At 70.6% G+C, this 25,941-nt stretch carries 23 protein-coding genes and 1 pseudogene; 13 read left to right on the forward strand and 11 right to left on the reverse strand.

The features are described from left to right. Positions 1–258 precede the first annotated feature (258 nt). Complete coding sequence (locus tag JIX56_RS08230) at positions 259–2,460, forward strand: alpha-N-acetylglucosaminidase (RefSeq protein WP_257538111.1); 2,202 nt, start codon at positions 259–261, stop codon at positions 2,458–2,460. A gap of 213 nt (positions 2,461–2,673) precedes the next feature. Here JIX56_RS08230 and JIX56_RS08235 read toward each other — a convergent pair whose 3' ends face one another. From JIX56_RS08235 to JIX56_RS08260, 6 genes are all read right to left on the reverse strand, one after another. Further along, the gene (locus JIX56_RS08235; RefSeq protein ID WP_257538112.1) at positions 2,674–4,053 is read right to left on the reverse strand and encodes an 8-oxoguanine deaminase; all 1,380 of its coding nucleotides are present in this window, start codon (positions 4,051–4,053) and stop codon (positions 2,674–2,676) included. Between the two features lie 10 nt (positions 4,054–4,063). Beyond that, complete coding sequence (pucL, locus tag JIX56_RS08240; RefSeq protein WP_257538113.1) at positions 4,064–4,990, reverse strand: factor-independent urate hydroxylase; 927 nt, start codon at positions 4,988–4,990, stop codon at positions 4,064–4,066. A gap of 5 nt (positions 4,991–4,995) precedes the next feature. Beyond that, positions 4,996–5,397, reverse strand: a complete 402-nt coding sequence (gene uraH / locus JIX56_RS08245; protein WP_257538114.1) for a hydroxyisourate hydrolase — start codon at positions 5,395–5,397, stop codon at positions 4,996–4,998. After that, the gene (gene uraD / locus JIX56_RS08250) at positions 5,394–5,912 is read right to left on the reverse strand and encodes a 2-oxo-4-hydroxy-4-carboxy-5-ureidoimidazoline decarboxylase (protein WP_257538115.1); all 519 of its coding nucleotides are present in this window, start codon (positions 5,910–5,912) and stop codon (positions 5,394–5,396) included. The genes uraH and uraD overlap by 4 nt, the downstream gene beginning before the upstream one ends. Before the next feature lie 127 nt (positions 5,913–6,039). After that, positions 6,040–6,408 (reverse strand): helix-turn-helix domain-containing protein, encoded by a 369-nt coding sequence (locus JIX56_RS08255; protein WP_257538116.1) that lies wholly within the window; start codon positions 6,406–6,408, stop codon positions 6,040–6,042. Then, positions 6,405–6,656 (reverse strand): hypothetical protein, encoded by a 252-nt coding sequence (locus tag JIX56_RS08260; protein ID WP_257538117.1) that lies wholly within the window; start codon positions 6,654–6,656, stop codon positions 6,405–6,407. Before JIX56_RS08260 ends, JIX56_RS08255 begins: the two co-directional genes overlap by 4 nt. A 243-nt stretch (positions 6,657–6,899) precedes the next feature. Here JIX56_RS08260 and JIX56_RS08265 point away from each other — a divergent pair, with 243 nt between their 5' ends. Then, entirely contained in the window at positions 6,900–7,379 is a 480-nt protein-coding gene (locus tag JIX56_RS08265) for a MarR family winged helix-turn-helix transcriptional regulator (protein WP_257538118.1), read from the forward strand. Positions 7,380–7,520: 141 nt separating this feature from the next. Further along, on the forward strand, positions 7,521–9,911 hold the full coding sequence (locus JIX56_RS08270; protein ID WP_443031793.1) for an MFS transporter: 2,391 nt from the start codon (positions 7,521–7,523) through the stop codon (positions 9,909–9,911). 505 nt (positions 9,912–10,416) lie between these two features. Here the strand turns inward: JIX56_RS08270 and JIX56_RS08280 are convergent. Further along, positions 10,417–10,722, reverse strand: a complete 306-nt coding sequence (locus JIX56_RS08280; RefSeq protein WP_257538119.1) for a hypothetical protein — start codon at positions 10,720–10,722, stop codon at positions 10,417–10,419. Between the two features lie 130 nt (positions 10,723–10,852). Between JIX56_RS08280 and JIX56_RS08285 the strand changes: the two genes are divergently transcribed. After that, positions 10,853–11,233, forward strand: coding sequence for a nuclear transport factor 2 family protein (locus tag JIX56_RS08285; protein WP_257538120.1), 381 nt, complete (start codon positions 10,853–10,855; stop codon positions 11,231–11,233). Between the two features lie 85 nt (positions 11,234–11,318). Here the strand turns inward: JIX56_RS08285 and JIX56_RS08290 are convergent, their stop codons facing one another. The 3 genes from JIX56_RS08290 to JIX56_RS08300 are packed head-to-tail and all read right to left on the reverse strand — an operon-like array spanning position 11,319 to position 13,875. Further along, a complete protein-coding gene (locus tag JIX56_RS08290; protein WP_257538121.1) occupies positions 11,319–11,981 on the reverse strand; it encodes a 3-oxoacid CoA-transferase subunit B in 663 nt (220 codons plus the stop codon). Beyond that, on the reverse strand, positions 11,978–12,673 hold the full coding sequence (locus tag JIX56_RS08295) for a 3-oxoacid CoA-transferase subunit A (protein WP_257538122.1): 696 nt from the start codon (positions 12,671–12,673) through the stop codon (positions 11,978–11,980). Before JIX56_RS08295 ends, JIX56_RS08290 begins: the two co-directional genes overlap by 4 nt. Beyond that, positions 12,670–13,875 (reverse strand): thiolase family protein, encoded by a 1,206-nt coding sequence (locus tag JIX56_RS08300; protein WP_257538123.1) that lies wholly within the window; start codon positions 13,873–13,875, stop codon positions 12,670–12,672. Before JIX56_RS08300 ends, JIX56_RS08295 begins: the two co-directional genes overlap by 4 nt. 71 nt (positions 13,876–13,946) lie before the next feature. Here JIX56_RS08300 and JIX56_RS08305 point away from each other — a divergent pair, with 71 nt between their 5' ends. From JIX56_RS08305 to JIX56_RS08325, 5 genes and pseudogenes are all read left to right on the forward strand, one after another. After that, positions 13,947–14,828, forward strand: a complete 882-nt coding sequence (locus JIX56_RS08305; RefSeq protein ID WP_257538124.1) for a LysR substrate-binding domain-containing protein — start codon at positions 13,947–13,949, stop codon at positions 14,826–14,828. A 332-nt stretch (positions 14,829–15,160) separates the two neighbouring features. Beyond that, complete coding sequence (locus JIX56_RS08310; protein WP_306819833.1) at positions 15,161–15,265, forward strand: SDR family oxidoreductase; 105 nt, start codon at positions 15,161–15,163, stop codon at positions 15,263–15,265. Between the two features lie 339 nt (positions 15,266–15,604). Then, positions 15,605–15,682: pseudogene (locus JIX56_RS08315) on the forward strand (TetR/AcrR family transcriptional regulator); the annotation flags it as partial. An 84-nt stretch (positions 15,683–15,766) separates the two neighbouring features. Next, positions 15,767–15,946, forward strand: coding sequence for a hypothetical protein (locus tag JIX56_RS08320; RefSeq protein WP_257538125.1), 180 nt, complete (start codon positions 15,767–15,769; stop codon positions 15,944–15,946). A gap of 28 nt (positions 15,947–15,974) precedes the next feature. Next, positions 15,975–16,169, forward strand: a complete 195-nt coding sequence (locus JIX56_RS08325; RefSeq protein WP_257538126.1) for a hypothetical protein — start codon at positions 15,975–15,977, stop codon at positions 16,167–16,169. Positions 16,170–16,273: 104 nt separating this feature from the next. Here JIX56_RS08325 and JIX56_RS08330 read toward each other — a convergent pair whose 3' ends face one another. Beyond that, positions 16,274–19,918, reverse strand: coding sequence for a glycoside hydrolase family 78 protein (locus JIX56_RS08330; RefSeq protein WP_257538127.1), 3,645 nt, complete (start codon positions 19,916–19,918; stop codon positions 16,274–16,276). 806 nt (positions 19,919–20,724) lie between these two features. Between JIX56_RS08330 and JIX56_RS08335 the strand changes: the two genes are divergently transcribed. The 4 genes from JIX56_RS08335 to JIX56_RS08350 all read left to right on the forward strand — a co-directional run bounded on the left by JIX56_RS08335 (position 20,725) and on the right by JIX56_RS08350 (position 25,810). Then, positions 20,725–21,951 (forward strand): family 1 glycosylhydrolase, encoded by a 1,227-nt coding sequence (locus JIX56_RS08335; protein ID WP_257538128.1) that lies wholly within the window; start codon positions 20,725–20,727, stop codon positions 21,949–21,951. A 26-nt stretch (positions 21,952–21,977) separates the two neighbouring features. Then, positions 21,978–22,799 (forward strand): SDR family NAD(P)-dependent oxidoreductase, encoded by an 822-nt coding sequence (locus JIX56_RS08340; RefSeq protein ID WP_257538129.1) that lies wholly within the window; start codon positions 21,978–21,980, stop codon positions 22,797–22,799. A 101-nt stretch (positions 22,800–22,900) separates the two neighbouring features. Continuing rightward, on the forward strand, positions 22,901–24,733 hold the full coding sequence (gene uidA / locus JIX56_RS08345; protein WP_257538130.1) for a beta-glucuronidase: 1,833 nt from the start codon (positions 22,901–22,903) through the stop codon (positions 24,731–24,733). Positions 24,734–24,784: 51 nt separating this feature from the next. Beyond that, positions 24,785–25,810, forward strand: a complete 1,026-nt coding sequence (locus JIX56_RS08350; protein ID WP_257538131.1) for an SDR family NAD(P)-dependent oxidoreductase — start codon at positions 24,785–24,787, stop codon at positions 25,808–25,810. Positions 25,811–25,941 lie beyond the last annotated feature (131 nt).

Below are 25,941 nucleotides of genomic sequence, written 5' to 3' on the forward strand. Positions count from 1 at the left end.
TCATTCGGATAAATCCCTGTTTCCCGACAACGTGTCGTGCACGGCGGGCGGTTCCTGGTCCGGGAAATCTACTCATATTGACGTAGATGCGAGCTGACGCTCGGCGTCGTACGAGGCCACGCGAGGCCGACGGCCCGTTCCGGGGAAGGAGCCGTTCACGTCGGGTTCTCCCCCTTGTGGCCCTGTGTCTGTGCACAAGTGGGGTTTCGGCGGGTATTCCTCCCACGGCGTACCCCCCACCCGCACCCCGGAGACACCATGCCGCTCGCCCGCCGTGCCCTCCTCGCCGCCCTCGCCGTAAGTTCGGCGGCGGCCTGCACCTCGGCCCGCGCGATCCCCTCGGACGACGCGCCCCGCACCGACAAGGCACTGCGCACGGCCTCGGTGGCGGCCCGGCGGCTGCTGCCGGACCACTGGCGGCAGATCACGTTCGCGGAAGGGCAGGAACGGGACACCTTCCGCGTGTCGGGGAGCACCGGGCACGTCACCGTCGCCGGTGACACACCCGCCACCCAACTCACCGGCCTGAACTGGTACTTGCGGCACATCGCGTACGCCGAGATCAACTGGGCGGGCGAGCAGACGGACCTCCTGCCGCGCGAGCTGCCGGGCCTCGACGGCACGGTCAGCCGTCGGGCGAACGTCCCCCACCGCTTCGCGCTGAACGACACGAACGACGGCTACACGGGCGCGTACCTCGACTGGACGTACTGGGAGCGCGAACTCGACGTGCTGGCGCTGCACGGCTACAACGAGGTCCTGGTCTACGCGGGCGCGGACGCGCTGTACCACCGGGTGTTCCAGGAGTTCGGGTACGCGGACGAGGAGCTGCGGACGTGGATCCCGGGCCCGGCCCACCAGCCCTGGTGGCTGCTGCAGAACCTGTCCGCCTTCCCCTCCCCCGTCTCCCAACAGCTCCTGGACGCCCGGGCCGCCCTCGGCCGCCGGATCGCGGACCGGGTGCGGGAGCTGGGGATGACGCCGGTGTTCCCCGGCTACTTCGGCACGGTCCCGGCCGGTTTCGCGGAGCGCAATCCGGGGGCGCGGACCGTGCCGCAGGGCGAGTGGATGGGCTTCGCGCGCCCCGACTGGCTGGACCCGCGCACGGACGAGTTCGCGCGGGTGGCGGCGGCCTTCTACCGCGTGCAGGACGAGATGTGCGGCGGCGCGTCGACCCTGTACAAGATGGACCTCCTGCACGAGGGCGGCGACCCGGGCGACGTGCCCGTCGCCGACGCGGCGAAGGGCGTCGAGCGGGCACTCCGCCGGGCCCACCCGGGGGCCACCTGGGTGATCCTCGGCTGGCAGCACAACCCGCCGCGCGCGATCGTCGATGCCGTCGACAAGAAGCACATGCTCGTCGTCGACGGCCTCTCCGACCGCTTCCCCACGGTCACCGACCGCGAGGCCGACTGGGGCGACACGCCGTACGCCTTCGGCTCGATCTGGAACTTCGGCGGCCACACCGTGCTCGGCGCGAACACGCCCGACTGGGCCGAGCTGTACGAGAAGTGGCGCACGAACGGCGGCAGCAAGCTGCGCGGGATCGCCCTGATGCCGGAGGCGGCGGACAACAACCCGGCCGCCTTCGCTCTCTTCTCCGAACTGGCCTGGCGGGAAGGCGCGTTGGATCTGAAGGCCTGGTTCGCCGAGTGGGCGCACGCCCGGTACGGGGCCCGCGATGCGCACGCCGAGGCCGCCTGGGACATCCTGCGCCGCACCGCGTACGGCACCACCCGCGCCGACTCGTGGAGCGAGGGCGCCGACGGCCTGTTCGGCGCCCGGCCGGCACTGAACTCCGTACGGGCGGGCCGCTGGTCGCCGAAGCGACTCCGCTACGACGCCGCCGACTTCGAGCCCGCGCTCGGCGAACTGCTGCGAGTGCGGACCGAGTTGCGCGCATCTTCGGCGTACCGTCGCGACCTCCTCGATGTGGCCCGTCAGTCGCTCTCCAATCGCAGCCGGGTCCTGCTGCCGCGGATCAAGGAGGCGTACGACGCCGGGAACGCGGACCGTTTCGACGAGTTGAGCGGTGTCTGGCTCTCGCTCATGGATCTGCTGGACGAGCTGGTGGCCACCGACTCCCGGCATCTGCTGGGCCGTTGGGTCGCGGACGCCCGTTCCTGGGGTGCGGGGGCCGCCGAGCGGGAGCAGTTGGCGTACGACAATCTGTCGCTGCTGACCGTGTGGGGGACGCGGAAGGGCGCGGACGCGGGGCTGCGGGACTACGCGAACCGGGAGTGGGCGGGGCTGGTCGGCGGGCTGTACCGGCTGCGCTGGTCGACGTACTTCGAGGAGCTGCGGGCCGCGCTGAAGGAGGGCCGGGCGCCGAAGAAGATCGACTGGTTCGCCCTGGAGGACCGCTGGACCCGTGATCCGGGGCCGCTCGCGACCGAGCCGAGCGGGGACACGTACACGGTCGCCGCACGGGTCCGGGACCGGCTCACAGCGCTCTCCTGACGGATCACAGCCCACTGCCACGGCAATTTCACGAAGGCAGTAGCAGGTCCACAGCGATGTCAGCCGGGTCGAGTCGAACCGTTCCGGGGCGCACACGATCATGTGCGCCCCGGAGACGGCCGCCGTGGTTCCCGCTCGGGTCCACGGCTTCCGGCCGAGGGCCGTCCCCCTCACCGGAGCTCAAGTGCCGTACGGCGCAGCGGGATTACGCGATCAGCTCCCGGCGGCGATCCGCGCCAGCCGCTGAGCCTCTGCCCGTGTCGAGCGGGCGATCGCGTCCTCGTCCACGTGCAGCAGCCGTCCGTGCTCCACGATCTGACGGCCATTCACGAACGACGCGGTCACGGGGGCCGCCGCGCCGAAGACCAGGGCGGCCACCGGGTCGGCGATCGACGCGTGAGCGAGGGTGTCGAGCTTCCAGAGGACGAGGTCGGCGAGCTTGCCCACCTCCAGGGAGCCGATCTCGCTCGCCCGGCCCAGGACTTGGGCGCCGCCGAAAGTGCCGAGGCGCAGCGCCTGGCGGGCGTTCAACGCCGCTTCGCGGTGGGCGCCGAGGCGGTTGATGAGGAGCGCGTTGCGCAACTCCGTGTGCAGCTCACCGGACTCGTTCGACGCGGTGCCGTCGACGCCGAGGCCGACCGGGACGCCGGCCGCCAGCATGTCCGGGACACGGGCGATGCCCGCCGCCAGTCGGGCGTTGGAGGACGGGCAGTGGGCGACACCCGTCTTCGTGCGGGCGAAGGCGTCGATGTCGGAGTCGTTCATATGGACGCAGTGGGCCATCCACACGTCCTCACCGAGCCAGCCCGTCGACTCGAAGTAGTCGGTCGGGCCCATGCCGAACAGTTCCTTGCAGAACTGCTCCTCTTCGACCGTCTCCGAGCCATGGGTGTGCAGCCGTACGCCCTTGCGGCGCGCCAACTCGGCGCCCTGCTTGAGGAGTTCGGTGGAGACGGAGAACGGCGAGCAGGGCGCGACGGCCACCTGGGTCATCGCGCCGAAGGAGGCGTCGTGGTGCTCGTCGACGGTCGCCTCGGTGGCGGCGAGCGCGCCCTGAAGGGTCTCGACGGCGAAGTCCGGGGGCAGACCGCCGTCCTTCTCGCTGCGGTCCATGGAGCCCCGGGCGAGCGTGAAGCGGACGCCCATCTCGCGCGCCGCCCGGATGATCGAGCCCGACAGATCTCCGGTCCCCTGCGGGAAGACGTAGTGGTGGTCCATCGCGGTCGTCACCCCGCCACGGGCCAACATGCCGAGCGAGCCCTGCGCGGCCGCGTACGTCATGCGCTCGTCGATGCGCGCCCAGGTCGGGTAGAGGGCGACGAGCCAGTCGAAGAGGTTGTGGTCGGTGGCGAGGCCCCGGGTGATCCACTGGTAGAAGTGGTGGTGGGAGTTGACCAGGCCGGGGGTCACCAGGTGCCCGGTCGCGTCGATCCGGCGTACGACGTCGGCCAGCCCCTCGGGAGCCTTGCCGGCGCCGACCGACTCGATCATGTTGTCCGCCACGACCACATGCCCCGACGTGTACTCGGTGTCCTTCGCGTCCACGGTCGCGATCGCCGCGTTCTCGATGACGACGCGCTGGGTTGCTGCCATGGTCCGTCCTTCAGAGGTTGGTGAGGTCCGCCGGGATCTTCTCTTCGCATCCGTCCCGCAGGACGGTTGCCTCGATCAGGCCGTAGGGGCGGTCGGCGGCGAAGTACACGGCTCCGTCGGCGGTGTCGTTCTTGAGACCGAACGGGGCGAGGTCCACGAGGAAGTGGTGCTTGTTCGGGAGGGAGAAGCGGACCTCGTCGACCTCGTCGCGGTTGTCGATGATCCGCGCGCCCATCTGGTACAGGGTCTGCTGGAGCGAGAGCGAGTACGTCTCCGCGAACGCCTGGAGCATGTGCTTCTTCACCTGCTCGTACGACGCCTCCCAGTCGGGCATCTCCCGCTCGTCGTCGGTCCAGTTGAAGCGCCAGCGGGCGGAGACCTCGGTGGCGAGAACGCGGTCGTACGCCTCGGGGAGGGTCGTGTACTTGTCCTTGACGTAGCCCCAGAACTCCGAGTCGGTCGAGTTCATGACCGTCAGGTCCTTGAGGCCGGAGACGACCTCCCACGACGAGCCGTCGTACGTGATCTGGGTCAGCCGGGTCTCCTGGCCCCTGCGGACGAAGGAGTGCGCGCCCTCACCGCCGTGCTCGATGCGCTCCCAGGCGTACTCCTCGATACGGATGCGGGCCCGGTGGATGGCCGGCTGGGAGGTCACGAAGTGGCGGGCGAGGTGGATGCCGAACTGCTCGGCGGACTCGATGCCGTGCTCCTTGGCGAAGGCGTACACCGTGTTCTTGGTGGTGTCCGTCGGCAGGACGTTCGCGTTCGAGCCGGAGAGGTGGACCTCCTCCATGTCGCCGGAGAGCGACACGGAGACGTTGAGGTCCTTGATGTGGTGGGTGGCGCCGTCCCGCGTGATCTTGACGACCCGGTTCTCGGCCTTGCCGTACTGGTTCTGCCCCAACACCGGGCGGGCAGGGCGGGAATGGTCGGTCATCGGTGCTAGCTCCCTCGGTATACGGAGTAGCCGAACGGGTTGAGCAGCAGCGGTACGTGGTAATGCTCGCCGGGCGTCACCGCGAAGGTGATGACGACCTCGGGGAAGAACACGGCACCGCTGTCCCGATTCGCGGGGGCGTCCTGCTGCGCATCGGCTTGCTTCTTCACGGACTGTTCGAGGTAGGGCTCGACCTCGAAGTCGAGCCGTACGTGGGTGGTGCCCTCCGGCAGCGCCGGCAGGTCCTTACACCGGCCGTCGGCGTCGGTCGCGGATCCGCCGAGCGTCTGCCACGTCGCGTCGCGCCCGGAGCGGGCGGCGAGGTGGACGGCGACGCCCTCGGCGGGACGGCCGGCGGAGGTGTCCAGGATGTGTGTGGACACCGAGGCGGTCGTGCTGGTGCTCATGATCGGGCTTCCTCTTCGACGAGCCGGGCCAGGCGAATGCGGTTGATCTTGCCCAGTTCGGTGCGGACGATCTCGCGTTCCCGCTCGGGCGCGTTGCCGATCCGTTCCTTGACCGCGTCGCGCATCTGCTCGCCGGTGCGGCCGGTGGCGCAGATCAGGAAGACATGGCCGAACTTCTCCTGGTAGGCCAGGTTCAGTTCGAGCATCTCCGCCTTCAGCTCGTCCGAGGCGCCGGCCATCCCGCGCTGCTCACGCGCCGACGTCGGATCGCCCGGCTTCGGGCGGCCGATCGGCGGATGTCCGGCCATCGCCTCCGCCAGGTCCTCGGCGGTCAGCTCGGCCATGGCCGCGTCACTGGCGGCGAAGAGGTCCTCGACGGCGGCGTACGGGCGGCCGGCGAGGAGCCTGCGCCCCCATTCCGCCGAGGCGCACGCCTCGTGGAGCGCCGCGGTGGCCGCGTGCTTCTCCAGGGCGTTGAACCGGGCGAGGCCCGGTGTCGAGGAACTCGAAGTCACGGGAGCCTCCGTGGCCGTGTCGCTGGACTGGCTTACGGCAAGCTAACGCCCCGCGACGACACCGCGTCAACAGTTTGTTGAAAAATCGCGGTTACGGATCGCGACCGCGCCAGGCACCCGGAAGCCCTCAGGCCTCTTTCTCGCGGTTGAGGTAGTTGTAGACGGTGAAGCGGCTGACGCCGAGCGCGCTCGCGACGGTCTCCACGCCGTGGCGCACGGAGAAGGCGCCGCGCGCCTCCAGTATCCGTACGACTTCCTGCTTGGCCTTGCGGTCGAGGTCGGCCAGCGGCTTGCCCACCTTGCGCTCCAGCGCGGCCAGGATGTGATCCAGCGACTCGGCGAGCTGCGGCAGGCGTACGGCGACGACGTCGGCGCCCTCCCAGGCGAGGACGACGTCGTCGGGGCCGGCCTCGTCCGGCGGCAGCATGACTCCGCCCATGGCGTCGACCAGCGGTTTGACGGCCGCGACGAAGGGCTCGTCGCCGGTGCCGGTCACTGGCCGGCCTCCCCGATCACATTGACCTGGAGCGAGATCCGGGTGGCGCCGGACTCCAGGGTCCTGCGCAGGAGGGTGTCCACGGCGGTGAGTACCGCCTCGGCGCCTCCCTCCGCCGTGTTGCCGAACGGGCCGACGTCCACCGCGTCCAGGTCGGCCGCCTCGACGACCTCGCGGGCCACGAGCGCGTGCGCCGGGGCCTCGTCGAGGTCGAAGGGCTCGGTCGTGAACTCCACTCTCAATCGCACTGTGCCCCCAGAACACGCCTCTGGCCTGCCTTGCCCGGATCACCCACCGCGAGGGCACATCAGGGCACATCGGGGATGCGTCAGTCGACTGCTTCACAGCCGCGGTGCACCCCAGGCCAATCAATTTCACTGGGACGGAGCCTTCGTCCGCCACGAAGTGACCCTAACCGTCGAGAGCGGGTCCAGCCGCTGCCCTCAATAAGTATTTTGACATAGGTTTCTTGTCATAGGTAACTTGGCGCCATGACCGGAATCAGTGAGGCTCACCTGAGCCAGGGCGTCGACCAGGTGGCCGCAGGCCTCGTGGCGTGCCTGCCCACGCTGAACCGGTACCTCAAGCAGAGCATCGACGGGCAACTGCCCTATCCCAAACTCCCCGAGCGGCAGTTGGCCCTGCTCCAGTACGTCGCCGAGCACGACGGCGTGACCGTCCACAAGGCGGCCGACGCGCTGCGGATGATGCCGAACAACGTCAGCGCCCTGGTCACCCGCCTCACCGACGCGGGCCTGCTGGAACGGCGTCAGGACGACACCGACAAGCGCGTCGCGCACCTGTGCGTCACCGCCAAGGCGCGCCGGCGCATCGGCGAGGTCGAGACCATCGCGGCGGCGCAGTTCGCGGCCGCGCTGCGTACGCTCACCGACGGCGACCTCGATGCCCTCGGCTCGGCGCTCGGCGCCCTCGAGGCTCTCACCCGGCGCCTGCGCGACCACTCCGCCTGACCGGTCGGTCCGGCTCCCCGTACGCCCAACCGCCCTTGCCGCTACTGCGGCAGGGCCGGGTGTGCTGCTCGCATGCACAGCTCCCCCGCACATGTCCACGCGCCTCAGCCGCGCGCCTCACGTCCCGAGGACAGCTCACACATGTCTGTCACCGCTGTCTCCACAGCGTCCACTCCCGTATCCGACCCCCCTCCCCGCGGTCTTCGCGCCAACCCCTGGCTGACGTTGCTCGCCGTCGGGCTCGGCCTGTTCATGGTCGGCCTCGACGGCTCCGTCGTCTCGATCGCCAACGCCGAGATCGCCCGCGACCTGAACGCCACCACCGCGGAACTGCAGTGGGTCACCAACTCCTACCTGCTCGCCCTCGCCGCCGCCCTCATCCTCGGCGGCAAGCTCGGCGACCGCCTCGGGCGCCGTACCGTCTACCTCGTCGGCGTCGTCGGATTCACCGTCGCGTCCGTCGCGATCGGCCTCGCCGGCTCGGTCGAGGGCGTCATCGCCTTCCGGGCCGTGCAGGGTCTCTTCGGTGCGCTGCTCATGCCCAACACCCTCGCGCTGCTGCGTGCCGTGTTCCCGCCGAAGAAGTTCGGCATGGCGGTCGGCATCTGGGCGATGATCTCGTCCGTCTCCACCGCGCTCGGCCCGATCGTCGGCGGACTGCTCGTCGAGCACGTCAACTGGGAGTCCGTCTTCTACATCAACGCCCCCATCGGCGTCATCGCCCTCGTCTTCGGTCTCGTGGTGCTGCCGCAGTCCAGGAACGAGGCGGCCGCGAGCGAGAAGTTCGACGTGCCCGGCGTCGTGCTGCTCGCGCTCGGACTGCTCGCCGTCGTCTTCGGTGTCGTCAAGGGCGAGACGTGGGGCTGGACTTCGGCCGGCACGCTCGGCGCGATCGTCGGCGGTGTCGTCGTCCTGGTCCTCTTCGGCTGGTACGAGACCCGCGTAGCGCACCCCCTCCTCCCCATGCGGCTGTTCCGCAACCCGGCCCTGACCATCGGTACGTTCGTCACCGCGCTGAACTTCTTCGTCCTGCTCGGCGCGATCTTCTTCGTGATGCTGTACCTGCAGAACGTACGCGGCTTCACGCCCGTCGAGTCCGGTGTGCGCACACTGCCGCTCAGCCTCGCCTCCATGGTGGCCTCGCCGCTCGGCGCGAAGCTCACCGAGAAGTTCGGCCCGCGCCTGACCATGCCGCTCGGGATGGTGCTCCAGGCCGGCGCCGCGTTCACGATGCTCGCGTGGAGCGCCGACTCGTCGTACGCCACCATGTGGCCGCCGTTCGTCGCGCTCGGTCTCGGCGTCGGCATCGTGATGTCCGCGTCCTCCGACGCGATCGTCGGCAACGCGCCCGTTCAGGACGGTGGCATCGCGGGTGGCCTCCAGGCCACCTCGCTCCAGGTCGGCGGAGCGCTCGGCACCTCGGTGCTCGTCTCGCTCATCAGCAGCCGCGTCGGTTCCACACTCACCGACTCACTGACCGACGCCGGCGTGCCCCACTCGGCTGCCGCTCGCTTCGAGGAGGCGAAGGACGCGGTCGCGATGGGCGTCGCCCCGGTCTCCGACGCGATGCCCGCACAGCTCAGGGCGGCCGTGGTGGAGGGCAGCCACACCGCCTTCATGAACGGCGTCCACACCGCCGTCCTGGTCACCGGCGTCCTCGCCCTCGTGGGCGCCGCCCTCGCGGCGTTCGGCCTCCGGGGCCGGGAGGACGGGCACGGCGAGAACGACGCGAAGGGGCCGAGCCCGACCGCTGCCGCGGTCCCGTCCTCCGGCGGCCTCCCGGTCAGCGGTCACGTCATCGGTGCCGAGTCGGCACCCGTGCCGCGGGCGGCCGTCACCCTGATCTCGCCGGGCGGTCAGCAGGTCGGCCGCGTGGTGGCCCACCCGGACGGTTCCTACACCGTGGACGCGCCGGGCGCGGGAAGCTACGTGCTCATCGCCTCCGCCGAGGGCTATCAGCCACAGGCGTCCACGGTCGTGGTCGGCGACGAGCCGGTCTCGTACGACATCCTGCTCTCCGGCACCAGCGGCCTGCTCGGCACGGTCAGGTCGGCCGACCGCAGGAAGCCGGTCGCCGGCGCCATGGTGGTCGCGGCCGACGTACGGGGCGACGTGCTCGCCGCCGGGGAGACCGACACGGACGGCACCTTCAGCTTCGCCGAACTGGTGCCCGGCGAGCTGACCCTCGCGGTGACCGCGGCCGGCTACCGGCCGGTCGCGCTGCCCGTCGAGATCGCCGCGCAGGGCGTCACCAGGACCGAGCTCGAACTGTCCCCCGGCTTGCGGGTGCAGGGCACGGTCCGAGCCGCGGGCCGGTCGCTGAACGACGCGCGGGTCACGCTCATCGACGCGGCCGGCAACGTGGTGGCCACCGCGACCACCGGCGAGGACGGCGGCTACGCCTTCACCGACCTGGACGGCGGCGAGTACACGGTCATGGCGGCCGGCTATCCGCCGAAGGCCGACAACGTGACCGTGCACGGCTCGGGTGTGGAGAGCCACGACATCGAGCTCTCCCACCTGAGCGAGTGACAGTCGCCGGGCCGGATGCGCCAAGAGCGGAAGGGCGCCCGGCCCGGCGGTGAAGAACCCTGGACCCGGTGCTCGGTGCTCGGTGCTCGGTGCTCGGTGGTCGGCGGTCGGTGCTCGGCGGTCGGTGCTCGGTGCTCGGTGCTCGGTGCTCGGCGGTCGGTGCTCGGTGCTCGGTGCTCGGCGGTCGGCGGTCGGTGCTCGGTGCTCGGTGCTCGGTGCTCGGCGGTCGGTGCTCGGTGGTCGGTGGTCGGTGGTCGGTGGTCGGTGGTCGGTGGTCGGTGGCGGCAGGGGACGGCCTGCCGCCACCGGTCCGGGACGCACCCGGCGGAAGCTCAGAACGCGCGGTGCCGCGACACGGCCCGCCCCTGGCCCGGCCACAGCGCCGCTGCCGCCGGAGGCCTCCTCAGCGTCTCTCCGTTGCCGGGACCGCCGTACGTCACGGGGATGAGCCGCAGCCCCGGTGCCCTCGTCGTCCGGTCTGCCCGACCGGCGGGACCCTTGCCGCTCAGCGGGACGCCGAGCGCGAGCGGGCCTCGGCGAGCGTGGCCTGGGCGACTGCCAGGGCGGCGAGAACGTCCTGGGCGGCTGCGCGGAGGGGGGCCTCGTCCGGCCCGGCGGAGGTTTCGAGAGCCGCTTTGATCGTGTGGCCGAGCAGGTCCGCCCGGTGGTCCGGGGGGAACTCCTCGCTCGGGGGGACGGCGAGGCCCCCCATCATGAACCCGGTCAGCACCGCGTCGATCGTGCAGATCTGGTCCGCGGCCGGTGCTGTCTCGTCACCCGCTACCAGAAGGAAGCGCTGCGCATGCGGCACTTCTTCATGCCCGCCAACCGCTTCGGCCGCATCGCCCGCAGCACCTTGATCCGCGCCGTCTCCACCCCGGTCGGCGCCAAGCTCGGCAAGGCCCTGATGGGCTGACAGCTCACGAGAAAGAGGACATGCGATGACTCAGACGACCGAGACGGTGGTCGATCGCTACATCACGCTCGTTGACCGTGCGGTGCACGAGCCCGAAGCCCTGAAGGAACTTGAGGCGGTGTTCGCGCCGGAGGCCACCGTGCAGTTCGGCGAACTCCCTCCGGTGACCGGCCTGGCCGACATCACGGAGTTCTACCGACGCTTCTACTCGGACATGGCCGACAGCAAGCATGTGTGGACCACCACGGTGCTCGACGAAGGAACGATCGAGGTCCGCTTCATAGCGGCCTGGCGCACCACCGATGGCCGGCTCGGGTCCCAGGGCGGCATCGAGCGCGTGACCGTCGACGCGGACGGGCTGATCAGGGAGCTGCGGGTGCTCAGCTTGGAGAGCGACAACGCCTGACCGGCCGGAGGGGGCGGGAACCGGTGGTGGCGATTGTGGCCGGTTCCCGTCCCGCAAGCGGAGAACGATCACACAAGGGCAGGGTCTAAGACAGCGTGATGCCGAGTCGCTCCGCCAGCTCATGGGCGCTGACGCCGTAGGTCTCCCGGATCTTCACGCCGTCGGGGCCGACGTCGAAGACGCCGTGGTCGGTGTAGACGCGGCTGACGCAGCCGACGCCGGTGAGCGGGTAGGTGCACTGCGGCACGAGCTTCGACTCACCGGAGCGGGTGAAGAGCGTCATCATCACGTAGACGTCCTTGGCGCCGATGGCGAGGTCCATCGCGCCGCCGACGGCAGGGATGTCGTCGGGCTTGCCGGTGGTCCAGTTGGCGAGGTCGCCGTCGAAGGCGACCTGGTAGGCCCCGAGGACGCAGACATCGAGGTGCCCGCCGCGCATCATCGCGAAGGAGTCGGCGTGGTGGAAGTACGCCGCCCCCGGCAGTTCGGTCACCGGGACCTTGCCGGCATTGGTCAGATCGGGGTCGACGGCGTCGCCCTCGGCCTTGGGGCCCATGTTGAGCATGCCGTTCTCGGTGTGCAGTACCACCCCGGAGCCGGCGGGCAGATGGTCGGCGATCTTGGTGGGCTGCCCGATACCGAGGTTGACGAAGGAGCCGGCCGGGATGTCACGTGCGATGACGGCGGCCAGGTCATCCATCGAGAGCCGGTGGTCGGCGTGCGCCTGACCGCTTGATGTGGTGGTCATCGGGCCCCCTGCACGGTGTAGTGGCGGGCCGCCACCTGGACGACCCGGTCGACGTAGATGGACGGGGTGACGACGGCCTCGGGGTCGAGCTTTCCGGGCTCGACGACCTCGTCGACCTGGACGATGGTCGTCGTCGCGGCCGTGGCCATGACCGGTCCGAAGTTGCGGGCGGTCTTGCGGTAGACGAGGTTGCCCATCGCGTCCGCGACGTGCGCGCCGATCAGCGCGTAGTCGCCCCTGATGGGGTATTCCAGCAGGTACTTCCGGCCGTCGATCTCCCGCACCTCCTTGCCCTCGGCCAGCGGCGTGCCGACCGCGGTCGGGCAGTAGAACGCGCCGATACCGGCACCGGCCGCGCGCATCCGCTCGGCGAGGTTGCCCTGCGGCACCACCTCGAGCTCGATCTTCCCCGCGCGGTAGAGGCCGTCGAAGACCCAGGAGTCGGCCTGGCGCGGAAAGGAGCAGAGCACCTTGCGCACCCGGCCGGCGGCCAGCAGCGCGGCCAGCCCGACCTCACCGTTGCCGGCGTTGTTGGACACGATCGTGAGGTCCTTCGCGCCCTGCCGGATGAGCGCGTCGATCAGGTCGAACGGCATCCCGGCCAACCCGAAGCCGCCGACGAGAACCGTGGAGCCGTCCTCGATACCGGCGACCGCCGCATCCGCGCTCTCGACGATCTCCGCCCGGCTCACTGGGCCGTCTCCGTGACGTCGCAGTTCTCCAGGACGACGGCCAGCCCCTGGCCTACCCCGATACAGATCGCGGCGACGCCGTAACGCTGCCTCGTCTCGCGCAGCACCTTGGCCAGCGTGGCGAGGACGCGGCCACCCGAGGCGCCCAGCGGGTGCCCGATCGCGATGGCGCCGCCCTTCTGGTTGACGATGGCGGGGTCGACCTTCCACGCGTCGAGGCAGGCCAGCGACTGCACGGCGAAGGCCTCGTTGAGCTCGACCGCGCCTACCCGGTCCCAGCCGATGCCGGCTCGGGCCAGCGCACGGCCCGCGGCCTCGACCGGGGCGTAGCCGAAGGCCTGCGGCTCCAGCGCCATCACACCGCGGCCGGCGATACGGGCGATCGGGTCGGCCCCGATCGTGGCCGCGGCCTTCTCGCTGCCCAACAGCACCGCGGAGGCACCGTCGTTGAGCGGGCTGGCGTTGCCCGCCGTGATGGTGCCGCCCTGCTCCGCCGTACGGAACACCGGCTTGAGCCCGGCCAGCACCTCCGGCGTGGACCCGGCCCGGATGCCCTCGTCGCGGGCCAGGTCGACACCTTCGACCGGCACCACCAGGTCGTCGTAGAAGCCCGACTCCCATGCTGCGTGGGCGAGTTGGTGGGATCGGGCGGCGAACTCGTCCTGTCGCTCGCGGGAGATCCCGAAGCGCTCCTGGAGCTGCTCGTTGGCCTCGCCGAGGCTGACGGTCCACTCCTTGGGCATCCGCGGGTTGACCAGCCGCCAGCCGAGCGTGGTCGAGACCGCGGTGACATCGCCGACCGGGAACGGTTTCGCCGACTTGGGCAGCACCCACGGCGCACGCGTCATCGACTCCACACCGCCGGTCAGCACCACCTCGGCGTCGCCGGACTCGATCGTGCGACTGGCCGTCATCGCCGCGTCGAGGCTCGAACCGCACAGCCGGTTGACCGTGGTGCCGGGCACGCTCACCGGAAGCCCGGCGAGCAGCGCCGCCATGCGACCGACGTTGCGGTTCTCCTCACCGGCGCCGTTGGCGTTGCCCCACACCACGTCGTCGATCGCGGCAGGGTCCAGGCCCGGCACCCGGGCGAGCGTCGAGATGATCGCGGCGGCGGCGAGGTCGTCGGGGCGGACGCCGGCCAGCGCGCCGTTGAAACGGCCGAACGGCGTTCGCGTCGCGGCGTACAGGAATGCGCTCATGGCAGCGACGCTAATCCCGGGCCACGATATTCTGAAGTACGCATATCCGAGCCAATTGATACGGACAGCATATGGATCTGCGCCACCTGCGGTACTTCGTGGCAGTGGCCGAGGAGCGCCACTTCGGTCGCGCCGCCGAGCGGCTCCACATGGCCCAGCCGCCGCTCTCCACGCAGATCCGCCAGCTCGAGGCAGAGCTCGGCGTCGAGCTGCTCCACCGCACCACACGCCGCGTCGACCTCACCGAGGCCGGCCGGGCCTACCTCGAGCGGGCGCGCGGAATCCTCGCCGACGTCGACGAGGCCGCCCACCACGCACGGCTGGTCGCCGCCGGCTCGGTGGGTCACCTCGCGATCGGGTGCGTGGGCTCGGCGACGTACAGCCTGCTGCCCGCGCTCTCGCGGCGGCTCACGGAGGAGCTTCCCGGCGTCGACTTCGCCTTCCGCGGCGAGATGCTCGCGCCCGACCAGGTCGAGGCGCTGCGCACCGGCGCGATCGACGTCGCGCTCCTGCGCCCGGTGGCAGCCGACCTCTCCCTCACCGTGCACACGCTGCGCCGGGACCGGCTCGTCGTCGCCGTACCGGTCGACCACCCCCTCGCCCGCCGGAAACGGTTGCGGGCAGCGGACCTGGCCGGTGCCGACCTGATCGTGCACTCCGCCGACCGCAGGTCGGTGATGTACGACGTCGTGCTGGGCCTCCTGCGCGACGCCGGCGTCGAGCCGCACATCCGCCACGAGGTCGGCGAGACCTCGACCCTGGTCACGCTCGTGGCCGGCGGTCTCGGCGTCGCCGTCGTGCCCGAGCCCGTGACAGCGTTGGCGCTCGACGGCGTCGCCTATCGACCGCTGTCCGGGGCCGACGCACGCGTGGAGCTGGCCGTCGCCCACCGCGCGGACCGCTCCGAGCCGCACCTGGCGCGCACCGTGGGGATCATCCAGGCGATGTTCTGAGACGCCGCCCGACGCCGGACGAGGTGGGACGTGGGCCGCCGGGTCGAAGGTGAGGATCTGTAGCTCGTCCGTCTGCCTCGGCAGCGTCGTCCTCAATGCGCGGGAAAGGCCGCCGTGTTGTCGCGCGATGCGAGGTCAGGCGTGCCGACAGGCACATGTGAGTCAGCATCGCCCAGGGGCCGCGGCGACTGCGGCGACTGCGGCGAGGCTCGGCATCTCCGCATCGCCGACCAGGAGACAGGCCTACGCAACGATCTTCGCGACGGAATCGCGAGCCTGCTGCGCGATGCGGTCGTCAGTGGTGTCGTCCGCCCCGCCCACTGCGTGTGCAGATGCCGGCCGACGTCTCGGGCGTCGTGGCGTTCCTCGCCTCCGACGACGCCGCGTTCATCGCGGGGCAGATCGTCGTCGCGGACGGCGGAAGCACGCGCCGCTGAGAGCTCCCGACAGAACAGGCGGCGTCGGCGAGCCCGTCAGGTGCGGCGCCGACCTGTCCGTCCCCGGTGGCCGCCTTCGAGCAGATCGTCATCTCCTGCCGCAAGCACCTGGGCGGCGAGACAGTGGTGATCACCAGCGGGGCGGACCCTGGCTACGAGCGCGGGAGCGCCGCAGGTAGTTGGCCTGTCCGACAAGAGCGCCGGTAAGGTCGGCCTTGTGACAGCGGAGGAAGCGACGTCGGGAAAGCCGGGATCACCGGTCGGGCCGGCAGCAGCGCCGCAGACACCCCAGGAATCCCGACCGCCAGCGGGATCCGGTGGGCACCCCGGCGGGCCATCCTGTCCGCCGCCGCGACGGAGTTCGGCACCCATGGTTTCGACGGGGCCCGGGTCGTACGGATCGCGGAGGCGGCCGGCGTCAGCCATCAGCTGATCACTTACTACTTCGGGGGCAAACGCGGGCTGTACGAGGCGCTGAGCGAGCAGTGGATCGAGGAGTCCATGCGCGTCAGCCAGACCCACACCTTCGCGGAGGCCGTACGGCGCTACGTCCACTGGGCACATGAGGACCCTCGGTGGGTACACACACTGACGCGCGAAGAACCCGGCACGCGCCCGCCCGCCGAGGACGAGCGGGCCACCGAGTTGTTCAAGCACGTCGAGGAACTCCGCGCGCGGTGAACTCCGCAGTGACCTCGACGTGGGGGCCGTGGCTCTCGTCTTCTTCGCCGCCTCGATCGCTCCGGTGGCCATCCCGTGGATCGCTCGTGAACTCGGCCGACAGGACCCCGCCTCACCGGCGTTCATCGACCACTACGCGGACCAGCTGAGCCAGATCATCTCCGCGCTCGCCGAAGCGGCACAGGACGAGGGCTCGCCGGTGAACGGCGAGCCCCAGGACTGACGGCGACCGGCTTCCGGGAGCCGGGATGCCCAGCCCGGCGGCAGCCGCCGGGCCATCTTGCCGCACCGTGCCGAGGCGACGGTGCGGTGGTCCGCGCGCTCAGGTCACGCGGCGTTGAAGCGGTACCGGCCCGCCCGGGCCCGGTAGACCTTGTAGGCCGCGCCGCCCGAGGTGTCGTCCCGGACGAAGGTGACGCCCCGGGGCGCGGTGACGGGCTTGTCCTGGGTGGGGACCCAGATCTCGGCGTCGGTGTTGTACGGGAGGGTGACCGCGAGGTCGATCCTGCCGTCCGGGCGGCGGCGCCACTCCGAGGACACCGTGCCCCGCACGGTGTCGATCGAGGCGCTGACGTGGTCGAGGGTCGCCGGTGACAGGTCGGTGTCCTGCGTGTCCTTCGGGACCCGGCTGTTGACCGCGGCCGCGGGGATGTACGGGCGGATGCGCAGCGTCTCGTAGGCGGTCGAGGTCGGCTTGATGCCGGCCAGGCTCTGGTAGAACCAGGTGGCCACGTTGGAGCGGTAGTGGTGGTTGACCGAGAGGCGGTCGGTCCACTGTTCCCACAGTGAGGTGGCGCCCTTGGCGATCTGGTGGACGTAGCCGGGCTGGCCGGTCTGGGTGACGGCCTTCAACGCCACATCCGTGTAGCCGTACTCGCTGAGGATGTTGAACTCGTAGCGCGAGCCGTACATGTCGTTCTGGATGTGCTGGTCCGCGGCGACCATCCGGTCGGCGAGCAGCTTCGCGAGGGCCTCCTTGTTCTCCTCCACCGTCTTCGTGCCCGCGAGGTGGCGAGGGTCGTCCGGCTTCAGGTCCGAACCGGGCACCAGGTCGAAGGCGATGGCCATGGCGTTCTCGCTGGAGACGCTGCCCTGGATGAAGCAGCCCTTGGACGCGTCCCAATAGTTCGCGATGAACGCCTTGCGCAGAGTTCGCGCCAACTTCGCATAGTGGGCGGCGCGGCCGGTGCGGCCGAGTGCGCGTCCCACCTCGTCCATGTAGTCGCAGAAATGGATGTAGAAGGCGAGGCTGATGACGGCGTTGCTGCCGGGGCTCTCCGCGCCGGAGTAGGCGCCGAGGGAGGCTTCGAACTTGTAGTCGTTCTCGGGTGTGAACAGGGTCTCGTAGTACTTCAGGAGCGTGTCCTGGTGGTCGTAGAGCTCGGCGAACAGGCTGCTGTTGCCGTAGTACGTGTACAGCTCCCTCGGCATGACGAAGTACGCCGAGTCCCAGGCGGGCACCGCCTTCCATGCGGCGTTCCAGCCGGGGGTGTGGTCGTAGCCGAATCCGCCCTTGCCGAGGGGGACGACCATGGGCAGCTGTCCGGTGGAGATCTGGTTGTCGGGGAAGTGACGCAGCCAGTTGGTGAAGACGGCGTTGACGTCCCAGGTGAGGGATTCGGACTCGGAGCTGGCCATGGCGTCGCCCGTCCAGCCGTTCTTCTCCCGGGACGGGGTGTCGGTGGGCTTCTGCACCAGGTTGTTCTGCTCGGCCCACTCCAGGTTGCGCTGGAGGCGGTTGAGCAGGGCGTTGTCCGTGGTGAAGGTGCCGGTGCGGGCGAAACCGGTGCGGGCGACGCCGACGGTCAGCAGATCCGCGTCGCGCTTCAGGTCGGGAGCTCGCCCGAGAACCGCCTCGAGGTTCATCACTTCCAGGTAGCGGAAGCCGAAGTGGCTGAACTGCTGTTCCCAGGTCTGTGTCGGCCGCCTGCCGAGGGTGTAGTAGTGCGTCTGGAGGTTGGCGTCGTGCTGGAAGTTCTCCTCCTCGACCGACAGCGGGGAGGCGGCCGTGCCGTCGCCGCCGCTGATGCGGTTGCCACCGCGCAGGCGCAGGGTCAGGCCCTCCTTGTCGGGGCGTATGCCGGTGAGCGTCAGGCCGACGAGGCCCGTGAGGATCTGGCCGTAGTCCAGGACCCAGATTCCCGAGCCGGGAGCGGTCTCGGTGATCGAGACCGGGCGCAGCGTCTGGCTGACGAGCACCGGCTCCGCCTCGTGGGCGCGCAGGACGGCGGGCTTGAAGCCGTCGGGGATCGTAGTGGCGGGGAGCGCACCGTGGTACTTGGGCGAGGGGCCGGAGCAACTGCCGGGCGGGATCAGGACGGTGGCCGCTCGCCAGTCGCGGCCGGTGCGGTAGCCGGGCGAGCGCCACTCCCCCAGCTGGTCCGCGCGCCGGGCGTCGTACTTCTCGCCCGAGTAGACGGAGTCGAAGGTGGTGGGCCCGTCCGCGCCGACCCAGTCCTGGTCGGTGACGAGGGTGGTGGTTGAGCCGTCGGTGTGGGTGACGACGAGCTTCGCGCGCAGCCGGGGCCGGCCGACGTAGGGGGCGAGCTGCCAGTACCACTCCTGCGGGGTGGTCACGCCGTACCAGCCGCGCCCGAGTTCGGCGGCCAGCACGTTCTCCCGGCCGGCCGCCAGCAGCGGGGTGACGTCGAAGGTGTCGTACAGGACTGTGCGGTCGTAGGTGCTCTGGTCGGTGAGCAGCCGGGGCACGTTGGTCCGCCCGCGGTTCGCCCGCCTGCCGTCGACGGTGATCGGATCGCCGTTGACGGTGAACGTGACGTTGCCGGCGGCGCTCAGGTGCAGGCGGGCCCTGGCGATGCGGCGGCCTCGGGGGAGGGTGAACGCGCGGCGCAGCACCGGGGCCGGGTTGGCGATGGGCAGTACGGCGTTCTTGGCGGGGATGTACGGGTTCTTGGGCGGGAAGGTCAGGCCGGCGAGGGTGCCGATACCGGCCTCGAACGGGTTGGCGCCGGTCGTCAGGTCGACGGAGAAGTCGCGGGCGCCGGTGCCGGTCACCTTGACACTGCGGACGGTGGCGGAGGTGCCGCCGCCGAAGCCGAAGCTGCCGTGGCGGCGGATCTGATCGCCGGTGAGCGTACGGCTGTCGACCTCGACGCCGTTGACGGTCGTGGTCACGGTGAGCCCATGGGCCGCCACCTGCACGGTGTGGTCGCGGGTGGCCCAGGTGTCCTTGGTCAGCCCGGTGGAGGCGGGAAGCGTGACCGTGCCGACCGGGACGCTTCGGGTGCCCGCGGTGGTGGGGTTGGTCTCACTCTGCGGGTCGTAGTGGTTGACGCCCCAGTCGGGCTCGGAAGTGCCGTCGTCCACCCAGGTGTTGCCGGCGTAGTGGCTGGTCTTCATGACCAGCTGCATGTCGTCGCCGCTCTGCCGAATGGTCCAGTTGAGACCCTCGCCCCAGGTCTTGCCGATGGGCTCGGCGCGCAGCAGCAGGGACAGCCCGCCGGCGGCGTCCGAACCGCCACGGAAGACGACGGTCGCGGCCAGGTCCTTCCAGTCGTGGTCCTGCGCCTCACGGCCGCCGATCCACCGCGCGCCCGACCAGTCCTTCTCGCCCCTCAGCAGGCCGGTCTCCCACGTCGCGGGCTCGCTCCAGGGCCCGAGGGCGCCCTGTTCGTCCCAGCTCCGCACCCGCCAGAAGTACGCCTGCTCCGGCCGCAACGCGCCGCCCCCGTACGGGACTTCAGTGCTGTGGGAGCCTGCCACCCTGCCGCTGCGCCAGACGTCGGCCTTGCCGGGGCCGGTGCCGACCTGGATCTCGTACGCGGTCTGCCTGGCCACGGGGGGCAGCCAGCTGAACGCCGGCGCGGTCTCCGTGCCCAGCGGTGCGACCCGCGAGTTGACCTGCAGATCCGCGGGTACGGAGCCGTGCCCGCCCGATGCCGCCGCGCTCGCCGCCACGGCGTTGGGCGCGGCGGCGAGCGGGAGAGAGGCCCCGGCTGCCGCGGTCGTCATGATGCCGAGCATGTGTCGGCGGCTCAACGCACTTCTGTTCTCCTCGGCCACGGCTCAGATTCCTTTCGTATGCGCTCCGCGCTGGAGCAGGGGTGTCCCTCCCCGGCAGGTGTTGAATCGTTTCAATACCTTCCAAGTGGAAAGCTTATGGACAACATCGGCCGGAACACAATCGCCTGGAGTCGATGACTCACGCCGACATGCCGCCGTCGGGCAGGCCGTCGAAGCGTCCGGCACGCCCGTCGGCGAGGCGGATGCGGCCGGGGTGAGGACACCAGCCGGGGCGTCCGCCCCCGGCGCGGCATCCGGTGGGCGTGGGTCGGGATCGGCCGGCCGCACCGGTCTCCTGCGGTCCGCCGAGCAGGACAGGTGCCGTTGACGCGGCCGGTGGCGGGGTCAGCAGTTCTCGGCCGAACCACCGGAACCGACCTGACAACACTCCTCAACGCACCAAGCGCCCGCCTGCCAATTCAGATAACGCTCTGATCACGAAGCCGAACGGCAGCCTTCCGCCCCCTTGCACTCCCGGTCTATGTTCCCATCGAAAACCAACCACCTGGTAATAGTTGGCGCTCGTCTTCCCACGTACCGCCACCGGCGCACCCACGGAGACCTCAACCCCTTCCTCTCCCGCGAAGGAATCCATCCATGCGGAGTTCACGCGATGGCGAGCGTGCCGGAACACGGCGCGGTGGTGCGGGAGAGGGACACGCTCTTCGCGCGGCGGCCGCTGCCCACCGCACCCGTACGACCCGCGGCGACGCGGTCCGGAGCGCCACCACCGACCTTCAGGAAGGCAGTCGACGATGACCGAATTCCCTCCCGGGTTCCTCTGGGGAGCGTCCACCGCACCGCACCAGATCGAGGGCAACAACCTCAACAGTGATTTCTGGGCGAGCGAAGGGCGCATACCGGGCATGGAGCGCAGTGGCGACGCCTGCGACAGCTACCACCGGTACCGCGAGGACATGCGACTGCTCGCCGACGCCGGGCTCAACGCCTACCGCTTCGGCATCGAATGGGCCCGCATCGAGCCCGTCCCCGGCATGGTCTCGCGAGCGGAACTGGCCCACTACCGGCGCATGATCGAGACGGCTTTCGAACTCGGCCTGACGCCGGTCGTGACCCTGCACCACTTCACCAGCCCGCTCTGGTTCGCCCAGGAGGGCGGCTGGCTCGGCGACCGCGCCGTGGAGCGGTTCCGGGCGTATGCCGAGGCGGTCACTCCGATTCTCGACGGCGTCGAGTGGGTCGTCACCATGAACGAGCCGAACATGCTGGCCATCATGACCGGCATGGCCCAGGCCATGCGGGACCGACAGGCGTCCGGGGAATGGCAGAGCCCCACCCTCGACAACGAGGGCCCCCGACCGCCGCTGCCGGCCCCCGATGTGAAGATCGGCGAACGGCTGGTCGAGGCGCACCATGCCGTCCGGGAGGTACTGCGCGAGCGCACCGGCGCCAAGGTCGGCTGGACGGTCGCCAACCGCGCCTTCGTCGCCCGCCCGGGGGCCGAGGAGAAGAAGCGGGAGCTGGAGTACGTCTGGGAGGACCTCTACCTGGAGGGGGCACGCGGCGACGACTTCGTGGGCGTGCAGTCGTACTCCAGCCAGTGGGTCGGCCCGGACGGCATCGAGCCCCACCCCCAGCACCCCGACAACACACTCGTCGGAACCGCCTACCGGCCCGACGCCCTGGCCATCGCCGTACGGCACACCGCCGAGGTCACCGGCGGCATGCCGATCCTGGTCACCGAGAACGGCATCGCCACCCGCGACGACACCCGCCGGATCGCCTACACCGGCGAGGCCCTGAAGCACCTCCAGGCGGCGATCGCCGACCGCGACCGCGACCGCGACCGCGACCGCGTCGATGTACGCGGCTACCTGCACTGGAGCCTCCTCGACAACTACGAATGGGGCCACTGGGCGCCGACATTCGGACTGGTCGAGGTCGACCGCGAGACCTTCGAGCGCCGCCCCAAGCCCAGCCTCGCCTGGCTGGGCGAGACCGCCCGTCGCGGGCTCAACTGACCGCACCGCCACCGGAAGGACACATCGTGCAGGTATCCGTACCCGACGTCTCGTCACGGTCCCTGGCCGAACTGGTCTCGCTGTCCGGGCGGCGAGCCGTCGTGACCGGCGCGGGCCGTGGACTGGGCCGGGCCATCGCCGAGCGCATGGCCGAAGCAGGCGCGGACGTGCTCGTCGCCGACATCGAGCACGGGCTCACCACCACCGTCGCCGAGGATCTGAACGCCCGCCGCCCGGGCTGCGCGGTGGCCGCCCACGTGGACGTCACCGACGCCGGGAGCGTCGTCGGGGCCGCCGATCTCGCGGTCCGGGAGCTCGGCGGGGTCGACATCTGGGTCAACAACGCCGGGATCTTCCCCAGCGTTCCCGCGCTGGAGATGTCCGAGAAGACCTGGGACGAGGTGTTCGCCGTGAACGCGCGCGGCGTCTTCCTCGGATCCCGGGAGGCCGCACGCCGGATGCGCGAGGCCGGGAACGGCGGCGTCATCGTCAACGTCGTCTCCACGGCCGGGTTCCGGGGAACGGCCCCCGGGCTGGCCGCCTACGTCGGCTCCAAGCACGCGGCACGCGGCCTCACCCGGCAACTCGCCCTGGAATTCGCCCCGTTCGGTATTCGCGTCCTGGGCGTCGCACCCACGTACGTGCCGACCGAGGGGAACATGGCGGCGGCCGCCGCTGCCGGTGTCCCGATGGACTCCGAGGCGCTCATGTCCGTCATGCGGCCGAGCCTGCTCGGCCGACTCGGTGTCCCCGACGACATCGCCCGCGTGGTGCTCTTCTGCGCGAGCGACCTCTCGGCCTTCATGACGGGGAGCACACTCCTCGCCGACGCTGGCGAAACGATCTGATCCCCCTTCTCCCCACCCCTCCGCTCCCACCGACCTGTTCCGACCCCCGCCAACCCCCGGTCCCCCTCAGGCCGCTGCCCGCAACGACGCGTAGGAGCCCCATGCTCTTCCCCCGCACCAGCCCGACCCGCGACATCGTCAGCCTCGACGGCCTCTGGCGATTCGCCCTCGACAGCCGCGCCGGCGCCACTCCGTGGACGTCGCGGCTCACCCCGCCCCTCGAAGTCCCCGTCCCCGCCAGCTACAACGACCTGTTCGTGGACGCGGAGATCCGTGACCACGTCGGCGTCGTCTGGTACCAGCGCGACGTGCGGGTGCCGCGCGGCTGGGCGGGCGAGCGGGTGGTCCTGCGCTTCGGCTCCGTCACCCACGCCGCGCAGGTCTACGCGGCCGACCGGCTGGTGGCCGAACACACCGGGGGCTACACCCCGTTCGAGGCGGACCTGACGGGGATCGTCGACCCCGGCGCCGAGTTCAGACTGACGGTCGGCGTCGACAACCGGCTGACGAACGAGACGATCCCGCCCGGCACCGTCACCGCCGGCCCCGACGGCCGCCAACGCCAGTCCTATCTGCACGACTTCTACAACTACGCGGGCATCGCGCGCCCGGTCCGCCTGTGCAGCACGCCGCTGACCTTCGTCGAGGACGTCACGGTCGTCACCGGACGGGACGGCGCGGCCGGCATCGTCGAGTACCGCGTGGAGACCGGCGGCGAGGGCGCCGACGCGATCGCCGTCCGGGTGCGCGCCGTCGACGAGGCGGGCCGGATCGTGGCGGCGGCGAACGGAGCCGAGGGCGCCCTCCGCATCGAGGACGTCTCGCTCTGGCAGCCCGGCGCCGCCTACCTCTACGACCTCGTGGTGGAGCTGATCGGCGACAGCGAGACCGGTGCGGAAGAAGTGGTCGACAGCTACACCCAGCCCTTCGGCGTCCGTACCGTCGAGGTGCGGGGCACCCAGTTCCTCATCAACGGCGAACCGTTCTACTTCACCGGTTTCGGCAAGCACGAGGACACCCCCGTGCGGGGCAAGGGCCATGACGACGCCTACCTCGTCCACGACTTCCAGCTCCTGCAATGGACCGGCGCCAACTCCTTCCGCACCTCGCACTACCCGTACGCGGAGGAAGTCCTCGACTTCGCCGACCGGCACGGCATCGTCGTCATCGACGAGACCGCCGCCGTCGGGCTCAACCTGGGCGTCATGGGCGGCCTCACCGGCCAGGCGCCGACCCCGACCTTCGCGCCGGAGAACTTCGGCGGGATCACCGCCGACGTCCACGCCCAGCACCTGCGGGAGCTGATCGAGCGGGACAGGAACCACCCGAGCGTGGTGATGTGGTCCCTCGCCAACGAGCCCGCCTCCAACGAGGACGGTGCCCGCGAGTACTTCGAGCCGCTGGTCGAGCTGGCCCGCAAACTCGACCCGACCCGCCCCCTCACCTACTCCGCGGTCATGTTCGCCACCCCCGACAACGACCGGATCGGCGACCTGTTCGACGTACTCAGCATCAATCGCTACTACGGCTGGTACCTCTTCACCGGCGACCTCGCCGCCGCCGAACAGGCCCTGGAGCAGGACCTCCTCGGCTGGGTCCGGCGCTTCGGCAAGCCGGTCATGATGTCCGAGTACGGCGCCGACACCCAGCCCGGCCTGCACTCCGTCTGGGACACCCCGTGGAGCGAGGAGTACCAGAGCGACTACCTCGCCACGTACCACCGCGTCTTCGACCGCATCCCCGAGTTCGTCGGCGAACACGTCTGGAACTTCGCCGACTTCCAGACCTCCAACGGCATCCACCGCGTCGACGGCAACAAGAAGGGCGTGTTCACCCGCGACCGCAGGCCGAAGACGGCCGCGTTCTCGCTGCGTCGCCGCTGGCACGGCCTGGAGGGGCGTAAGCCCGCCCCCACCGACGACGGACGCCAGTGATTGAAACGTTCCAAGCAGCAGCATCGCCCAGCATCTGAGAGGAACCGAACCATGTCCACTCCCCCTCCCCCGCGTCCCCTCACCGCGCGCAGCACCATCGACGCATGGCTGACCCACCCGAAGGGCGCACCGCTCATCGAGGCGCTGCTGCGGCAGGCCGGGGTACCACAGGAGATGCTCGCCCCCGTCCGCACGCTCCCGCTCCAGCAACTCGTCGCCGCCAGCCAGGGGCAGCTGCCGCAGACAGTCGTCGACGACCTGGTGATCCAGGCCAACGACGGCGTCATGCCGGCCGAGGACAGCGACCCGGACCAGTGGACCGAGCGCGTCACAGCCGGACGTTTCGACGGCAAGACCGCCATTGTCACCGGCGCGGCCTCGGGCATCGGCCGGGCGACCGCCTCACGCATCGCGCGGGAAGGCGGCCGTGTGATCGCCGTGGACGTCTCGGCCGAACGCCTCGAAGCCTTCGCCGCGTCCTTCCCCGAGGGCGCGATCACCGCCGTGGTCGGTGACATCACCTGCCAGGACGACATCGACCGGATCGTCGACGCGGCCGAGGGCCGCATCGACGCCCTGGCGAACGTGGCCGGGGTGAACGACGACTTCTCTCCGGTCCACGAAACCTCCGACGAGGTCTGGGACCGTGTCATCGGCATCAACCTCACCGGCTCCTTCAAGCTGTCCCGCGCGGTCCTGCCGGTCATGATCGCCGCCGGCACGGGCTCGATCGTCAACGTCGCCTCGGAAGCGGCGCTGCGCGGCAACTCCTCGGGCACCGCGTACACCGTCTCCAAGCACGGTGTCATCGGCCTGACCCGATCCGCCGCCTTCATGTGCGGTCCGCACGGCATCCGCGTCAACGCGGTCGCACCCGGTGGCGTGGCGACCGGCATCCCGATGCCCGAGCAGGTGTCACAGACGGGTTCCGCCCGCCTCGCCCCCTTCCAGCAGGCGATTCCGAGCCTGGCCACCGCCGAACAGCTGGCGGCCTCCCTCACCTTCCTGCTCAGTGACGACGGCATCAACATCAACGGCGCCGTCCTCCCGTCCGACGGAGGCTGGTCGGTCCAGTAGCACCCGCCCCCGGTGGCGGCCCGTCACCGAGCGGACGGCGACGCGCGCCGCACCGTGTCCGGCACCGCCGGTTCCTCCATGACCGCGCGTGCCGACCTCCGCCAACCGCCGCGCCACCTGGCACCCGTGAG

Source organism: Streptomyces sp. CA-210063, from assembly GCF_024612015.1.
In the GTDB taxonomy this organism is placed as follows: domain Bacteria; phylum Actinomycetota; class Actinomycetes; order Streptomycetales; family Streptomycetaceae; genus Streptomyces.

Bases quoted from the DNA above. Each gene is read 5' to 3' on its own strand.
- JIX56_RS08230 (WP_257538111.1), top strand. From the start codon at position 259: ATGCCGCTCGCCCGCCGTGCCCTCCTCGCCGCCCTCGCCGTAAGTTCG.
- JIX56_RS08235 (WP_257538112.1), bottom strand. From the start codon at position 4,053: ATGGCAGCAACCCAGCGCGTCGTCATCGAGAACGCGGCGATCGCGACC.
- pucL (WP_257538113.1), bottom strand. From the start codon at position 4,990: ATGACCGACCATTCCCGCCCTGCCCGCCCGGTGTTGGGGCAGAACCAG.
- uraH (WP_257538114.1), bottom strand. From the start codon at position 5,397: ATGAGCACCAGCACGACCGCCTCGGTGTCCACACACATCCTGGACACC.
- JIX56_RS08265 (WP_257538118.1), top strand. From the start codon at position 6,900: ATGACCGGAATCAGTGAGGCTCACCTGAGCCAGGGCGTCGACCAGGTG.
- JIX56_RS08270 (WP_443031793.1), top strand. From the start codon at position 7,521: ATGTCTGTCACCGCTGTCTCCACAGCGTCCACTCCCGTATCCGACCCC.
- JIX56_RS08285 (WP_257538120.1), top strand. From the start codon at position 10,853: ATGACTCAGACGACCGAGACGGTGGTCGATCGCTACATCACGCTCGTT.
- JIX56_RS08290 (WP_257538121.1), bottom strand. From the start codon at position 11,981: ATGACCACCACATCAAGCGGTCAGGCGCACGCCGACCACCGGCTCTCG.
- JIX56_RS08300 (WP_257538123.1), bottom strand. From the start codon at position 13,875: ATGAGCGCATTCCTGTACGCCGCGACGCGAACGCCGTTCGGCCGTTTC.
- JIX56_RS08305 (WP_257538124.1), top strand. From the start codon at position 13,947: ATGGATCTGCGCCACCTGCGGTACTTCGTGGCAGTGGCCGAGGAGCGC.
- JIX56_RS08310 (WP_306819833.1), top strand. From the start codon at position 15,161: ATGCCGGCCGACGTCTCGGGCGTCGTGGCGTTCCTCGCCTCCGACGAC.
- JIX56_RS08320 (WP_257538125.1), top strand. From the start codon at position 15,767: ATGCGCGTCAGCCAGACCCACACCTTCGCGGAGGCCGTACGGCGCTAC.
- JIX56_RS08330 (WP_257538127.1), bottom strand. From the start codon at position 19,918: ATGACGACCGCGGCAGCCGGGGCCTCTCTCCCGCTCGCCGCCGCGCCC.
- JIX56_RS08335 (WP_257538128.1), top strand. From the start codon at position 20,725: ATGACCGAATTCCCTCCCGGGTTCCTCTGGGGAGCGTCCACCGCACCG.
- uidA (WP_257538130.1), top strand. From the start codon at position 22,901: ATGCTCTTCCCCCGCACCAGCCCGACCCGCGACATCGTCAGCCTCGAC.
- JIX56_RS08350 (WP_257538131.1), top strand. From the start codon at position 24,785: ATGTCCACTCCCCCTCCCCCGCGTCCCCTCACCGCGCGCAGCACCATC.